This window comes from Ruegeria aquimaris, from assembly GCF_025751555.1.
Classification (GTDB): domain Bacteria; phylum Pseudomonadota; class Alphaproteobacteria; order Rhodobacterales; family Rhodobacteraceae; genus Ruegeria_B; species Ruegeria_B aquimaris.
This window is the reverse complement of record NZ_JAOWLB010000001.1, coordinates 35,439-50,062: the sequence shown is the minus strand read 5'-3', so window position 1 is coordinate 50,062 and position 14,624 is coordinate 35,439. Positions and strand designations below refer to the sequence as shown.

15 protein-coding genes are annotated in these 14,624 nt (G+C 61.2%); 13 read left to right on the top strand and 2 right to left on the bottom strand.

Annotated elements, in window-relative coordinates; all coding sequences use genetic code 11:
* Window positions 1-323: 323 nt before the first annotated feature.
* Entirely contained in the window at window positions 324-896 is a 573-nt protein-coding gene (locus tag OE747_RS00265) for an acyl-homoserine-lactone synthase (protein WP_263826611.1), read from the top strand.
* Window positions 897-1,134: 238 nt separating this feature from the next.
* Window positions 1,135-2,076, top strand: a complete 942-nt coding sequence (locus OE747_RS00260; protein WP_263826610.1) for a response regulator — start codon at window positions 1,135-1,137, stop codon at window positions 2,074-2,076.
* A gap of 140 nt (window positions 2,077-2,216) precedes the next feature.
* Here the strand turns inward: OE747_RS00260 and OE747_RS00255 are convergent, their stop codons facing one another.
* Window positions 2,217-3,245 carry a LacI family DNA-binding transcriptional regulator gene (locus OE747_RS00255; protein WP_263826609.1) on the bottom strand — a complete coding sequence of 343 codons (1,029 nt, stop codon included), beginning with the start codon at window positions 3,243-3,245 and terminating at the stop codon, window positions 2,217-2,219.
* 131 nt (window positions 3,246-3,376) lie between these two features.
* Between OE747_RS00255 and OE747_RS00250 the strand changes: the two genes are divergently transcribed.
* The 11 genes from OE747_RS00250 (at window position 3,377) to OE747_RS00200 (ending at window position 12,384) form a co-directional block, all read left to right on the top strand.
* On the top strand, window positions 3,377-3,565 hold the full coding sequence (locus OE747_RS00250) for a hypothetical protein (protein WP_263826608.1): 189 nt from the start codon (window positions 3,377-3,379) through the stop codon (window positions 3,563-3,565).
* A 20-nt stretch (window positions 3,566-3,585) separates the two neighbouring features.
* Entirely contained in the window at window positions 3,586-4,731 is a 1,146-nt protein-coding gene (locus OE747_RS00245; RefSeq protein WP_263826607.1) for a TRAP transporter substrate-binding protein, read from the top strand.
* Between the two features lie 112 nt (window positions 4,732-4,843).
* Window positions 4,844-5,356 (top strand): TRAP transporter small permease, encoded by a 513-nt coding sequence (locus OE747_RS00240; protein ID WP_263826606.1) that lies wholly within the window; start codon window positions 4,844-4,846, stop codon window positions 5,354-5,356.
* Window positions 5,357-5,367: 11 nt separating this feature from the next.
* Window positions 5,368-6,696: a TRAP transporter large permease gene (locus OE747_RS00235; RefSeq protein WP_263826605.1), complete on the top strand. Its 1,329-nt coding sequence runs from the start codon at window positions 5,368-5,370 to the stop codon at window positions 6,694-6,696.
* A gap of 12 nt (window positions 6,697-6,708) precedes the next feature.
* Window positions 6,709-8,016, top strand: coding sequence for a histidinol dehydrogenase (hisD, locus tag OE747_RS00230; protein ID WP_263826604.1), 1,308 nt, complete (start codon window positions 6,709-6,711; stop codon window positions 8,014-8,016).
* Window positions 8,009-8,770: an SDR family NAD(P)-dependent oxidoreductase gene (locus tag OE747_RS00225; protein WP_263826603.1), complete on the top strand. Its 762-nt coding sequence runs from the start codon at window positions 8,009-8,011 to the stop codon at window positions 8,768-8,770. The genes hisD and OE747_RS00225 overlap by 8 nt, the downstream gene beginning before the upstream one ends.
* On the top strand, window positions 8,767-9,747 hold the full coding sequence (locus OE747_RS00220) for an alcohol dehydrogenase catalytic domain-containing protein (RefSeq protein WP_263826602.1): 981 nt from the start codon (window positions 8,767-8,769) through the stop codon (window positions 9,745-9,747). Before OE747_RS00225 ends, OE747_RS00220 begins: the two co-directional genes overlap by 4 nt.
* A gap of 27 nt (window positions 9,748-9,774) precedes the next feature.
* Entirely contained in the window at window positions 9,775-10,185 is a 411-nt protein-coding gene (locus tag OE747_RS00215) for a universal stress protein (protein ID WP_263826601.1), read from the top strand.
* Between the two features lie 35 nt (window positions 10,186-10,220).
* Window positions 10,221-10,727, top strand: a complete 507-nt coding sequence (locus tag OE747_RS00210; RefSeq protein WP_263826600.1) for a sulfopyruvate decarboxylase subunit alpha — start codon at window positions 10,221-10,223, stop codon at window positions 10,725-10,727.
* Window positions 10,724-11,278, top strand: coding sequence for a sulfopyruvate decarboxylase subunit beta (gene comE, locus OE747_RS00205; protein ID WP_263826599.1), 555 nt, complete (start codon window positions 10,724-10,726; stop codon window positions 11,276-11,278). Before OE747_RS00210 ends, comE begins: the two co-directional genes overlap by 4 nt.
* On the top strand, window positions 11,278-12,384 hold the full coding sequence (locus OE747_RS00200) for an alpha-hydroxy acid oxidase (RefSeq protein ID WP_263826598.1): 1,107 nt from the start codon (window positions 11,278-11,280) through the stop codon (window positions 12,382-12,384). Before comE ends, OE747_RS00200 begins: the two co-directional genes overlap by 1 nt.
* Window positions 12,385-12,469: 85 nt before the next feature.
* On the opposite strand, the gene OE747_RS00195 is transcribed toward OE747_RS00200, so the two are convergent.
* Window positions 12,470-14,557, bottom strand: coding sequence for a dipeptide ABC transporter ATP-binding protein (locus tag OE747_RS00195; protein WP_263826597.1), 2,088 nt, complete (start codon window positions 14,555-14,557; stop codon window positions 12,470-12,472).
* Between the last annotated feature and the right edge of the window lie 67 nt (window positions 14,558-14,624).

The window sequence follows — 14,624 nt, the reverse complement described above, 5'->3', positions numbered from 1 at the left end:
ATCAGCACGTTGCCATTCGCGCACAGATTCCTTGCGAATTGGCCACACTGTTTTTCTGGGTGCACAGGACTTTCACTTAGGTATAGACTTTACTGGGATGTTCTTGTCAAAAGTGTGGCAAAAAGACAGAGCAGGACATGGACCAAACTTTCAGGCTAGCGGGTGCCAGTCTGGCTTCGACGGTTTTTCCGGAGCTGGAGCCGGTTACCGGAGGCGCCTCTGCGGAGATCGCGCCCAAAAGCAGGGTGCGACACAGGTTTCGCCTGCCTGCGCGCGGCTTGCCTCAGAAGCCGTCCCCGCTTGGCAATGTCCGGTCAAGCGTCATGAGCTTTCGCAATATCCACGAGCATGGAACGCTTCTTGCCAAATATCTCGAAGCCCGAAAATCCATCTTCATAGATACCCTGCACTGGAATGTGTCCGAGGCCGGGGGAATGGAGTTCGATCAATACGACACGCCCGCGTGTCAGTGGATCGTGCTGCATCAGTTCGGCGAGATCGTGGGCGGGGTGCGGTTGCTGCCGACCACGGCCAGATGCGGCATCTACAGCTATATGTTGCGGGATGCCCAAAGAGGTCTGCTTGACAGCATCCCGACCGATGTCCTGTTCTTTGAGGCACCGGTCAGAGCCAATGTCTGGGAAGCGACGCGGTTTTTCATCGCGGAGACGGTGCCCGCAGCCCGCAGGCTGTCGGTTCAGCACATGCTGTTTGAAGGCATGGCAAGGACGGCCTATCAGAATGGTGCCTCTTCCATTCTGGGCATCGTACCTGCGGTGTGGTCGCGCTGGGCTCGCCGCATCGGCGCGGACGCCACGCCTGTCGGGCCCAGGTTCTCGATTGATGGCGCGGCAAGCCAGCCGGTGCTGTTCAATATCCGGAATTACCTGAGCTGAGCCCAGGACCCGTCCATCGTAAAGACACGGTGGCCCGGTCATCTCGGGATCGCCCATCCCACCTACGGTTCGGGAGGTCGGCGGAAAATGCACGGACCTGCCACCTACGGGTCATCAATTTGCCGTTTTTTCCCTAAAGAATAGTAAAAATGACCCGGATCCGCTGTTCAGGCGGACCCAGATACATATCCGTATCGCCCCGGAAACCTGAGCGATGCCATAAAGGTGGTGAACCAATATGCGAATTCTTGCCGTAGACGATGAGCCCAGCATCCTGGAACTGCTGACGCAGATATTGGCCGCGTTCGGATATGACGATGTGGTCACGGCCGCCAATGGCCGTGCGGCGCTTCAGATTCTGGGCAGCGAACCAGAGCCGTTTGACTGCTTGCTGCTTGACGTACAGATGCCCCAGATGAACGGTATCGACCTTTGCCAGGAGGTCCGCAAGCTTCCGGATTATCGCTTTACCCCGGTCATCATGGTGACGGCCATGGTGCAGAAACAGTATATCGACCACGCATTCGACGCCGGAGCGACGGATTACGTGACCAAACCCTTTGAATTCGACGACCTTCGCCAGCGGCTTTCCGATGCCTATAGAATGGCGGCTGAACGGAAATCGGCCATTCTTGCGATGGAGGCGATTGAGGCGGCGCAGGACCAGGACGGGTCTGACCGTGAGTTCCATCTGAGCGATCCGATATATATCGACGGCGTTCCGGGATGTTTTGGCATGCCGGAGTTCGAAAACTATGTGTTCAAGATCTCGACAGCGCATCCGCTGCACAGCTCTGTTCTGGCGGTAAAGGTCGAGGAAGCGGAGCGGATTTTCGAGACAGGATCGTCCGCCGATTTCCGGCGCGCCATGTCATTCGCCGGCAAAGCGATCATGGAAAAGACCGATGGCGCAAGAAACTTTGCCGCGTATTGGGGCAATGGCGTGTTTCTGGTCGTTCTGGACAGTGATGCGGCCTTTGATTCACGCAGGCTGGCGGGTGAGGTGACGACTCTTACTTCGGCAGTTGGACGGGACGTTCCTGAGGTGGCATCTGTTTCCCTCCGGGTCGGCGAGACGGTACCGCTGAAGGCGGCAAACAAGCTTGAGGCGCTGTTCCTGGTCGACAAGGCTGTGGAAAGTGCCGAGGCACTTTCCTATTCGATGTCCAAGGTCAGCTGAGCGTCACGCGTGTCGCGGCTGGGCTTGGCGCCTTTGCCAGGCCTGCCTGGATACGCTTTCCGTTGGATGTTGACTCAACTGTTTGCGGGCCGCTGCGATACAGGGCAGGGGGGCTGGCAAAGGCTGGTGCGCGACGGGCCTCAGGCCCCGTTCGGGGGGGTGGCCAGCGACGCCCTGTACACGATATGTGTGTCGATGCAGGTTGAAACCCCCTTCGAGGTGCCATTGACCATGGCAATCAACTCCTGCGCCGCCTTGCGGCCCATCTCGCGGTGGGGAACGTGAACGGTGGTCAGGGCAGGGCTGGCGATTTCCGCCAGTTCGATATCGTCGAAACCGGTGATCGAGACCTCGTCGGGGACCGATACATCCATGCGCCGCGCTTCGCGAAGGGCACCGACCGCCAAGACGTCGTTCCCGCAGATGATCGCGGTGGGGCGCGGGGTCCGGGACATGAGGTCGCGAAACGCATGTGCGCCGCTGTCGATCTCGTAGGTGGTTTCGATCACTCTCATGTCATCGGCGCAAATTCCATTGGCCTGCAACGCATCCCGGACCCCCTGAACACGCCTTTGTGCCCGATCGTTTCCGGCGGTCACACCTGAAATCATGGCAATGCGGCGGTGACCCGTATTGATGACGTCCTGAGCCAGGGCGAACATGGCATCGCGGTTGCTGAACCCGACCGAAGGTTGCCGCGCGTCGGGAAGATAGGACCACGCGACAAGCGCGGGTACCTGATGCCGCTTCAGATAATCATAGATCTCGTTTTCGCGCTCGTGCCCGATCAGCAGCAGACCATCCGCCCCCCGTGCCACTAGGGCACGGATCTGTTCTTTCTCGATCTCGGGCTTGTAGTCGGAACTGGAGACAAGAAGAGTATACCCGTTCTGGCGCAGCTCGTTCTGAAAGGCTTGCAGTCCGCGCGCAAAGATCGCGTTATCCATGGTTGGGATGATGGCGCCAATGGTGAACGAGCGTTTCGCGGCCATGACCCGAGCGGCGAAATTCGGCGTATAGCCCAGCTCTTCGATCACTTGCAGCACCCGAACACGGGTCGTTTCCACGACCTGGTTTGGAGAGTTCAGGCAGCGAGACACCGTTGCGGTCGAAACCCCGGCATGACTTGCCACATCGTTAAGTGTCGGAGCGGAACGGGTTTTTCCCATATCTTGTTCACCAGTCTTTTCCCACCTTCTTACCACATGCGAAGGGAATTTCCATCTTGCAATGTAAGCGCTTGCATTTTTCATGTAAGCGCTTACAAATGACATGGAACCGATTCATTGCGGAGCAACCGATGTTCCTTGTCGCCTCAGCCATCGTCTTTGCGGTCTTCTTTGCGAATATTGCCCTTGGGGCTTTCGCGGGCAGCGCATTTCTCGGGGATGTTGGAGAGATGTTGGTTCTGTTCGCGGCGACGATCCTGTTCGTCATCGCGATTCTCAAAAAAGAAGCTGACCAGAAGACCAAGAAGCAAGGCAGCTGATGAATTCTAGGGAGGATAGAATGAGAAAAGACAAAGATGGGCTGAAGTCGGCGGAACGCCGCAACTTTCTGAAACTGAGTGCAACGGGCGGTTTTACCGCCGCCATGGTTGCGGGGGCCGGTGGCGTGCTTTGGTCAACCGAAGCCGTTGCGCAGACCGCCAAGGAGGAGAAGGAGCGGGAGGCTGCGGCAGAGCATGTGATGACGGTGGCCACGGCCTATGTGCTGGGCGCCTCGCGCAGCTACCCGATCATGCAGCTGGATCTGAAGGAGAACATCCAGAACGCCACCAACGGCAAGGTCTATGTCAAGCTGGCGCCGGGTGGGCAACTGGGTGCCGGTGGAGCGTTGGTGCAAAAGGTGCAGGGCGGCACCATCCAGGCGGCACAGCATTCGCTGTCGAACTTCGCGCCCTTCGCGTCGACCGTCGACCTGATCAACATGCCCTATCTCTGCGGCTCCAACCAGCGCTTTACCAATCTGGTGAACTCGGGTTTCTGGAAGTCCGAAGTCGAGCCCAAGGTCGAGGCCAATGGCTTCAAGGCGCTGTTCTATGTGAACATCGACCCGCGTGTGGTTGCGGTGCGCAAGGGCGGCAATGCCGTGATGACGCCGGGTGACATGGCGGGCGTGAAGTTCCGCGTGCCGGGTTCGAAGATGCTGCAACAGTATTATCGCATGGTTGGCGCGAACCCGACGCCGGTTGCCTGGGGTGAAACCCCTTCGGCGATCAAGCAGGGTGTCGCGGATGCGTTGGACCCGTCGGTTGGGGCGCTCTATGTCTTTGGTTTCAAGGATATCCTGAGCCATGTGACCTTTACCCAGGCGGTGCCTGACAGCCAGGTCTATTCGTGCAACCTTGAATGGTTCAACGCGCTGCCCGCCGATGTGCAGGAAGGCGTGATGTGGGGCTCTGAAATGACCGCGCATCAAAACCTGTCCAAGGTGCCTTCGGCGCGCAGCTATGCGATGTCCGAGCTTGCCAAGGCCGGGGTTCAGTTTCACTCACTCAGCGCAGACCAGCTTGGAGAGTGGAAAGAGGCCGGTGGTTATCAGCGGTCCGAATGGGATGAATTCAAGGTCGAACTGGCCGGTTCCATGGAGAATTTCGCCAAGATGGAAGAGGCCGCCGGAACGCAGGGCAAGTATTACGTTCACGACGCCTGAGCCGGACACGGCGGGCACGAGGTGTTGTGCCCGCCTTTTCACCCCGATGACATGACCGTCGAACGGCCCAACGGGCCGCATTCCGGCGCATGTCTAATGCAAGGGATGCGAGATGGATATCCTGCGGGCAATCGACAAGAATGCGGAACGATGGCTGCTCTTGACCTTTTACGTGATGCTGGTGGTCACGATGGCGGTCGAGGTCATCCGGCGCGAACTGTTCGCCTATTCCTCGATCTGGGGCGAAGAGATCGTGCGCTATTCCTTCATCTACCTGGCCTGGATCGGGGCCGCAGCAGCGGTCAAGGAGCGCGCCCATATCCGCATTGATGTGGTGATGCACTACCTTGGGCCGCGCGCAAAGGCGCTGCTCTATATCTTTGGCGACCTGGTGATGTTCGTGGTCGCGGTGATCGCCCTCTACTGGTCGCTTGAGACGGTTCATGTCTCGGCAAAGTTCGGATCGGTCAGCCATGGGCTGCGCATCTCGATGGTGTGGTTCCTGATGGCGGTTCCGGCCGGTTTCGCCCTGATAATCTGGCGCCTGCTGCAATCCTTGTGGCGCGATGTCCGCAGCCTTCGGGACGGTACGCCCGTCTTTGAAGGTGACAAACTCTTCGATTGAGGACGTAGCAGATGCTCTGGCAACAAGTTGGTCAAACAGTCGAACTGGGGTGGGATTTCTACCTTCCCGTCCTCCTCTTTGTCGGCCTCATCGCATTGGCCGTGCCGGTCTGGGCCGCCATTGGTGCGGCGGCGATCACCATGCTGGTCATGTCGGGTGACTTGCCGCTGTCCGCGGTGGGGGAAAGCCTGTTCACCGGCATAGACGCGTTTGCCCTGACCGCCGTACCGTTGTTCATCCTGACCGGTGACGTGCTGGTGCGCACCGGGCTGAGCCGAAAGTTCCTGGACGTGGCAGAGGCGCTGACCTGCTGGACCAAGGGCGGGTTCGGCTCCGCCACGGTTCTGGTCTGTGGCATGTTCGCGGCAATCTCGGGATCTGATGCCGCCGGGGCGGCGGCGGTGGGCCGGATGACGATTAACCGGCTGGTGGAAAGCGGCTATCCGCGCCCCTATGCCTGTGCTCTGGTGGCGGCGGGTGCCTGTACCGGCATCCTTATTCCCCCCTCGATCGCCTATATCATCATCGGCCTTGTGCTGGGTATTTCCGCCTCGACCCTGTTTCTGGCCGCACTTATTCCCGGCCTGGCCATTCTGGTCTCGATCCTGGTGACGAACATCATCGTCAACCGGCTCTACAGTTACGAATCCGGCGGCAACATGAGCGTCGGCGAATGGGCGGCCAATCTGGGCAAGTCCCTGAAATCCGGTTGGTACGCCTTCATCGTGCCGGGCATCATCTTTTTCGGCATCTTCTCGGGTCGCCTGACCCCGACCGAGGCGGGCGCGACCGCCGTGGTCATAACGATCCTCATGGGCTTTGTCCTGCGCACCCTGCGGTTTTCCGACTTTCCGGCCATGCTGGTCAGTTCGGCCAAGGTGAACGGGGTGATCCTGCCGATCATCGCCTTCTCGGCTCCGCTGGCCGAGGCACTGGCGATCATGGGCGTGCCGCAGGGTTTTGTGACCGCAGTCACCGGAATGACCGAGGACCCCTATGTCCTGATCCTGCTGATGATCGGCATTCTGATCGCGGCCGGCTGCGTCATGGAAACCACGCCGAATATCGTGATCCTTGCGCCGATCCTGAAACCGCTTGCCGACAATATCGGCATGAACGAGATCCAGTTCTGCATCATGATGATCACCGCATTGGGTGTGGGCTTTATCACGCCTCCCCTGGGGCTGAACCTTTTCGTTGTCTCGGGGATCACCGGAGAGTCGATCCTCAAGATCGCCGCCCGCGCCGTTCCCTTTGTTCTGACCATGCTGATTGTGGTTCTTCTGATTGCCTATATCCCGGCAATCTCGACCACGCTGCTTCCCGATATCTACAAGTAGGACCCGCCTGACATGACCCGTGAATATCTGAAAAAGGCCTCTCTGACAGCGAAGTCGAACGCAACCGAAACCCATGAGATCGTCAAGTCAATCCTGGATGACATCGAAGCGGGCGGTGATGCCAAGGCGCTGGAATATGCCGCCAAGTTCGACCAGTACGAAGGCAGCATCCTGTTGTCGCCCGAGGAGATCGAGGCAGCCTGCGCCCTAGTGCCGGAGAAGCTGAAAGCCGACATCCGGTTTTCCCATGACAATGTGCGCCGCTTTGCCGAATTGCAAAAGAGCACGGTCAGCGATGTGGAAACCGAGATAACGCCGGGCTTTGTGACCGGGCAAAAGGCGATCCCGGTCGAGGCGGCGGGATGTTACGTTCCGGGTGGGCGCTACAGCCACATCGCCAGTGCGATCATGACCGTGACCACGGCCAAGGTCGCCGGGTGCAAGCACATCACCGCATGTTCCCCGCCCAGACCGGGCGTGGGGATCAACCCCGCCATCGTCTACGCGGCGCATATCTGCGGCGCGGACAAGATCATGGCGATGGGCGGTGTGCAGGGTGTGGCGGCGATGACCTTTGGTCTGTTTGGCCTGCCCAAGGCAAACATCCTGGTCGGCCCCGGCAACCAGTTTGTCGCGGAGGCCAAGCGCATCCTGTTTGGCCGGGTTGGGATCGACATGATCGCAGGTCCCACCGACAGCCTGATTCTGGCGGACAGGACCGCCGATGCGCATATCGTGGCGACCGATCTGGTGAGCCAGGCCGAGCATGGTTACAACTCGCCCGTCTGGCTTGTCACCGACGACCGGGCATTGGCCGAGGATGTTATGGCCCGCGTGCCCGTGCTGATCGCCGATCTGCCCGACGTGAACCGGGAGAATGCCTCGGCCGCATGGCGGGACTATGCCGAGGTGATTGTCTGTTCGGATCGCGCGGAAATGGCCGCGTGTTCGGATGAATACGCGCCCGAACACCTGACCGTGCAGGCCGAGGACCTGGATTGGTGGCTGGAGAACCTGACCTGTTACGGGTCGCTGTTCCTGGGCGAGGAGACTACCGTGTCTTATGGCGACAAGGCGACGGGCACGAACCACGTTCTGCCCACCTCGCGCGCGGCGAGCTACACCGGCGGTTTGTCGGTGCACAAATACATGAAGATCGTGACCTGGCAGCGCGCCACGCGCGAAGGGTCGAAAGCCGTGGCCGAAGCCACGGCCCGCATTTCACGTCTGGAGGGAATGGAAGGCCACGCCCGTGCGGCGGATGTGCGTTTGGAGAAGTACTTTCCCAACGAAACCTTTGATCTGACTGCAAATGGCTGATCCCAGATCCCTGTTTGACCTGACGGGCAGGGTCGCCTGCATCACCGGCGCCAGTTCGGGGCTGGGCCGCAGGGCCGCCATTGCCCTGTCAGCGGCGGGCGCTCGAGTGGTGTCGGTCGCCCGCCGCACGGACGCGCTGGAAAGCCTGACCGCGGAAATCGGAAGAAACGCGGCATATGTCACGGCGGATGTGGCGGATCGCTCAAATCTTGGCGCTTTGTGTGCCGCACTCTCCGACCCGTTCGGATCGCCGGATATTCTGGTGCATGCGGCGGGCGTCAATACCCGGCAAGCCGCCGACGAGGTGACCCCGGAAGGTTGGGATCGGACATTGGCGCTGAACCTGTCGGCACCGTTTTTCCTCAGTCAGGCGCTGGTGCCCGCGATGAAGGAAAAAGGCTGGGGGCGCATTGTCAATTTCGCCTCGCTTCAGACCACGCGCGCCTTTCCCGGCGGCATTGCATATGGGGCCAGCAAGGGGGGTGTCGGGCAACTGACGCGGGCGATGGCCGAGGCCTGGTCGCCCTTCGGGATCACGGTAAATGCCATCGGTCCGGGTTTTTTCCCGACCGAGTTGACCCGGGCCGTGTTCGACGATGATGCGCGCGCGGCGAGAAACGCGGGCCAGACCTGTATCGGGCGGAACGGGAGGCTGGAGGACATGGACGGTCCGTTGCTGTTCCTGTGCTCGGATGCGTCGGCCTATGTGACGGGGCAGGTTCTGATGGTCGACGGGGGGTTCACGGCGAAATGAAGGCATTGGTCTATGATGGGGTCGAAACGCTTGGCTATCGCGACGTCGCGAAGGCCATGCAGAACGAGGGCGAACACCTGATCCGCATCGAGGCTTCGGGCATTTGCGGATCCGACATGCATGCCTATCTGGGGCATGACAACCGGCGCCCGGCCCCCCTGATCCTGGGCCACGAGGCCGCGGGGGTCATCGAAGGCGGCCCCGAGGCCGGGCGGCGTGTGACGATAAATCCGCTGGTCACCTGTCGCCGCTGCAAGGCCTGTACGACGGGTCGCGAGAACCTCTGCGCCGAGCGGCAGATCATCTCGATGCCGCCGCGCGAAGGCGCGTTTGCGCAGTACGTGGCCATGCCGGGCAGCAACCTTGTGACCGTGCCGGACGGCGTAGCGCTGGCGAAGGCGGCCCTTGCCGAACCGCTGGCGGTCAGTTGGCACGCCGTGCGTCTTGCGCTTGAGGCGCTGCATCCGGAGATGGAGCGCTCGGCACTGGTGCTGGGGGGCGGTGCGATCGGATTGGCCGCGGCCCTGGCCCTGCATGCGATGGGGGTCGAGGAGGTCACCATCCTTGAGCCAAACGACAACCGGCGCGGGTTCCTGGCCGACCGATGTGGCCAGGCGGTGACGCATGAGGGCAAGCGTCCGGCATCCATCGTGATCGACGCGGTTGGCTATGCGGCGACCCGCGCCACGGCTTCCAGGCTTGCGATGCCGGGTGGGGTGATTGCGCATGTCGGCCTGGGCGAGGGTGCGGGCGGGCTGGATATCCGCCGGATGACGCTGCAAGAGATCAGTTTTATCGGCACCTATACCTATACCGCCCGGGATTTCCGCGACACGGTTCAGGCGATTTTCGATGGTCGGCTGGGTGCGCTGGACTGGTTCGAAACGCGCGCGCTGTCGGAGGGGGCGCAAGCCTTTCGCGATCTTCGCGCGGGCGCCGTTGCCGCCCCAAAGATCGTGCTCGACCCGTGGTCGTGAGTGGCGCCGCAATGAAGGAGGCCAATGATGTATGACAGAATTCTGGTTCCCATGGCCCTCGATCACGGGGTGTCCGGTTCCACCCTTGGCGTGGCGAAGGCCCTGTGCAATCCAGGTGGGCAGATCATCGCGCTGCACGTCTATGAGGCGCCGCAGGGATCTGTGAGCGCCTATCTGGACAAGGACGTGGTTCGCGAAGCGTTTGAAGCCGCGCGCGCCTTGCTGGCCAAGAAAACCGCAGGGATTCCGGGCATCAAGGCCGAGATTGTCACTGGCCACACCTATCGCACCATCATCAGCTACGCGGTCGAACATGACATCGGGTGCATTGTCATTGGCTCTCACAAGCCGGGTTTGAGCGATTACCTGCTTGGCTCGACCGCAGCTCGTGTCGTGCGCCATGCGCCCTGCGCCGTGCATGTCCATCGCAGTTCCTGAGATCAATTCATCAACAAGACAAAGGCTAACCGATCATGAGTATCGACAAGAAGATCGTGGACGACCTGGTCGCCAATGACGTCTCGTTTGTCACCACCGTGCCCTGCAAGCAGCTGGCGGGTGTGATTGACGAGGTGGACCGGCGCGAGGGGATCTTTCACATCCCGTCCAACAAGGAAGACGAGGGCATGGGGCTTTGCGCCGGTGCATGGATGGGTGGCAAGCGCCCGGCCATCATCATGCAGAACACGGCCATCGGCGTCACCATCAACACGCTGGCCACGCTGATCCAGTATTACCGGATGCCCTTGCCGATGCTGATCTCGTACCGGGGCGAGCTGCGCGAGCCGGTGGCCTGCCAGGTCGAGATGGCGGTGCATACCAAGGCGCTGCTGGCGCAGCTGAACATCCCCACCTACCATTTTCACCGGCAAAGCGATGTCGAGGAGCTCGACATGATCCTGAAATACACCTTCATGTGCTCGAAGCCCGTGGCGATCCTGACCGACGCCAATTTCTGGGGAGGCTATGGCGACCAATGATCCGTTCCGAAATCCTGCGCGAGATCGCGCCCATCCTGCGGGACCAGCTGGTGGTCTGCAACATCGGCATTCCCAGCCAGGAGCTGCATGCGATCGATGACCAGCCCAGCAATTTCTACATGCTGGGCACGATGGGGCTGGCCTCTTCCATCGGGCTGGGGCTGGCGCTGGCGCAGCCCAAGACGGTGATCGTGATTGATGGGGATGGCTCGGTGCTGACCAACCTGGGTACCCTGCCGACGATCGGCAACAACGCGCCCGGCAACTATATCCTGATGATCATCGACAACGGCTCTTATGGCTCGACCGGGGACCAGCCGACCTATACCGGCAAGAAGACCGACCTGGCCGGGATGGCGCGGGCGGCGGGCTGCGACAATGTCGTTGTTGTTCAGGACGTTGACACCGGCCCGGCGCTGCAAGCGGCGATCGAGGGCGGGCAAGCCACGGTGCTGGTGGTGAAATGCGACAGCGGCAATGCCAAGATGCCGGTCATCACCATGGACCCCGTCATCATCCGCGACAGATTCATGAAGGCGGTGGCAAGCTGATGGGGGCAAACGCCATCCATTCCGCCGCCGACGCCCGCCGCTTGGCGAAGCGTCGTCTGCCATGGATGGTGTTTGACTATATCGATGGCGCCGCAGGTCAGGAAACCGGGGCCGCGCGCAATCGCGCGGCCCTTGACGCCGTGACGCTGCGCCCCCGGATCCTGAAAGACGTCAGTCAGCGCTCGTTGGCCACCAGTGTTTTTGGCGCGTCGGCGGATCGGCCGTTTGGCATTGCCCCGATGGGGATGTGCAACCTGTCGCGCCCGGGCGCGGACCTGATGCTGGCCCGGCTTGCCGCAAGGTACCGTGTTCCACATGGTGTCTCTACGGTGGCCTCGACCCCGATGGAGAAGATCATCGAAACGGCTGAAGGCCATGCCTGGTTTCAGCTCTATTTCAGTGGCGATGGTGTTGGCACGTTCAAGCTGGTCGAACGGGCAAAAGCGGCGGGGTACCAGACCCTTGTCCTGACGGCAGATGTCCCCGAGGTGGGCCGCCGCCCGCGAGAACTGCGGCATGGTTTCAAGATGCCGTTCCGCATTGGACCGCGCCAGTTCGTGGATTTTGCCCTGCACCCGCGATGGTCTCTTGCCACTCTCTGGCAAGGCAAGCCGCAGATGGCGAATTTCGAAATGGACGGGTATGACTTCGACCGGACCGAGACACGCGCCAATCTGACCTGGGATGTGCTCAAGAGGCTGCGCGACGCGTGGCCCGGGACCCTGGTGGTCAAAGGTGTCCTGGATGTCGAGGACGCCAAGGGGTTGGTGATGGCCGGCGTCGACGCAATACAGGTGTCCAGTCATGGTGCAAGGCAGCTGGAAAGCGCGCCTGCGCCAATTGATGTGCTGGCCGAGATCCGTGCCGCGTTGGGACCCGACTATCCGATCTACTACGATAGCGGCATCCGATCCGGAGAGGATGTCCTCAAGGCGCTGGTACGGGGGGCGGATTTTGCCTTTGTCGGACGTATTCTACAATACGCCATAGCCGCCGCGGGCGAGGCCGGGCTGCACACCATGTGGGCGATACTGAGCGAAGAGTTGAGTATCGCGATGGCCCAGATCGGGGTTACTTCCATCCGCGAGGCCCGCGAACAGGCCTGAGCAAGCAGCGTCTTGCGACAAGCCGGAGTCCGGACCGGGGCGCGCATTTGCGACCCCGATTCCGAGCGCGATTGTTATCGCTCCGCTATTCCGCCGCGATCTTGATCACCGGCTCCATTTCCGCGAACGTGGCCTCGGACAGATGGCACTTGATCTGGTGACCATCTGCCAGGGTCTTGACCGGGGGCACCTCGCGTTCGCAAAGCCCGTCTGCCACCTTGGATTTCCAGCGGCAGCGGGTCTGGAACGGGCAGCCGGGCGGCGGGTTCATGGCCGAGGGAATGTCGCCTTCCAGAACAATATGCTTCTTCTGCACGCTGGTATCGGCAATCGGGACCGCGCTCAGCAGTGCCTCGGTATAGGGGTGATAAGGTGGGCTGAACACCTGGTCTGTGGTGCCGAGTTCCACCACATGGCCCAGATACATCACCATCACCCGGTCGCTGAGATAGCGCACGATGCTGAGGTCGTGGCTGATGAACAGCAGCGTCGTTTTCTGCTCGCGCTGGATCTCCATCAGCAGGTCGGTCACCGCCGCCTGCACCGACACGTCCAGCGCCGAGACCGGCTCGTCCGCCACCACGATCCGGGCACCGCCGGCAAAGGCGCGGGCGATGCCGACGCGCTGTTTCTGGCCACCAGACAGCTGTCGCGGCATCCGCTCGGCAAAGGCACGCGGCAGTTTCACCAGATCGAGCAGTTCCAGCATCCGCTGCTGGCGTTCGCCATCGGTCTTGCCGATGCCAAAGATTTCCAGCGCGCGGATGATCTGGCGGCCCACGGTCATCGAGGGGTTGAGCGTATCGAACGGGTTCTGGAACACCATCTGCACATCCGACACGGTCTTGGTATCGCGCGCCTCGATCGGGATCTGTTCGATGCTGCGATTGTCGAGCAGGATATGGCCGTCTGTCGCCGTTTCCAGCCCCATCAGCACCTTGGCGAATGTGGACTTCCCGCAGCCCGATTCGCCGACGATGGCCAGCGTCTCGGATTCGCGGGCTTCAAATGACAGGGTCTCGTTGGCCTTGACCACCTTCTTGTCACCGCCGCCGAACAGGGCATTGGCGGCCACCTCGTAATACTTCTTGAGGTTGTCCATCTTCAGGACCACGTCGCCCACCTGCGCCTTTGCCTTTTGTTTGCCCAGGGCAATCGGCGCGTTCCAGTCGATCTCGCGGAACTTCAGGCAACGGGTGTGGTGGCGGTCATTGCCGGGCACCGCCTCCATCAGGATGTCCTGCGCGTCACAGCGCCCGGCCTCGAAATAGTCGCAGCGCGGCCCGAAATTGCAGCCGGGCGGGCGCTCGTGGGGCAAGGGGAAGTTGCCGGGAATGGCCACCAGCGGGCGGCTGTTCTTGTCGGCACCCGGCAGCGGGATCGAGCGGAACAGCGCCTGGGTATAGGGGTGCTGCATCTCGTCGAAGACATCCTTGATCGAGCCGCGCTCGACCGCCTCGCCGGAATACATCACGCAAAGCCGGTCGCAGGTTTCCAGCACCAGGCCTAGGTTGTGGCTGATGAACAGCATCGAGGTGCCGTATTTCTTGCCCAGATCCTTGACCAGCGCGACCACGGCGGCCTCGACCGTCACATCAAGCGCGGTAGTGGGCTCGTCCAGGATCAGCAGCGCCGGTTTCGACATCAGCGCCATGGCGATGACGATACGCTGCTGCTGACCGCCCGACAGCTGGTGTGGGTAGCTGTTCAGCATCCGCTCGGGGTCGGGCAGGCGCACATCGGTCACCACCTCCAGCGCGCGTTTATAGGCCTCTTCCTTGCTGACCCCTTCATGGATCATCGGCACTTCCATCAGCTGTTTGCCGATTTTCATCGCCGGGTTCAGGCTTGCCATCGGCTCCTGATAGATCATCGCGATTTCGTTGCCGCGAATGTCGCGCAGCTCGTCGGCGCTCATCTCGGCCAGGTCGCGGCCCTTGAACTTGATGGTGCCGCCCACGATGCGGCCGTTCTTGCCCAGGTCCTGCATCACCCCCAGCGCCACGGTGGATTTGCCGCAGCCGGATTCGCCCACCAGCCCCACCGCCTCGCCGGGCTGCACGCTGACCGAGAAATCCATCACCGCGGGAATTTCCCGCAGCCGGGTAAAGAAGGAAATCGACAGCTTGTCGATCTCCAGGATCGGTCCGTCATATTCCGCCAGTTTCGACATTATGCATCTCCCTGTTGGAGCGTGGGCCGTTTCGCCCCCTTGTTCTTCATTTCGCCCGAAATACTCC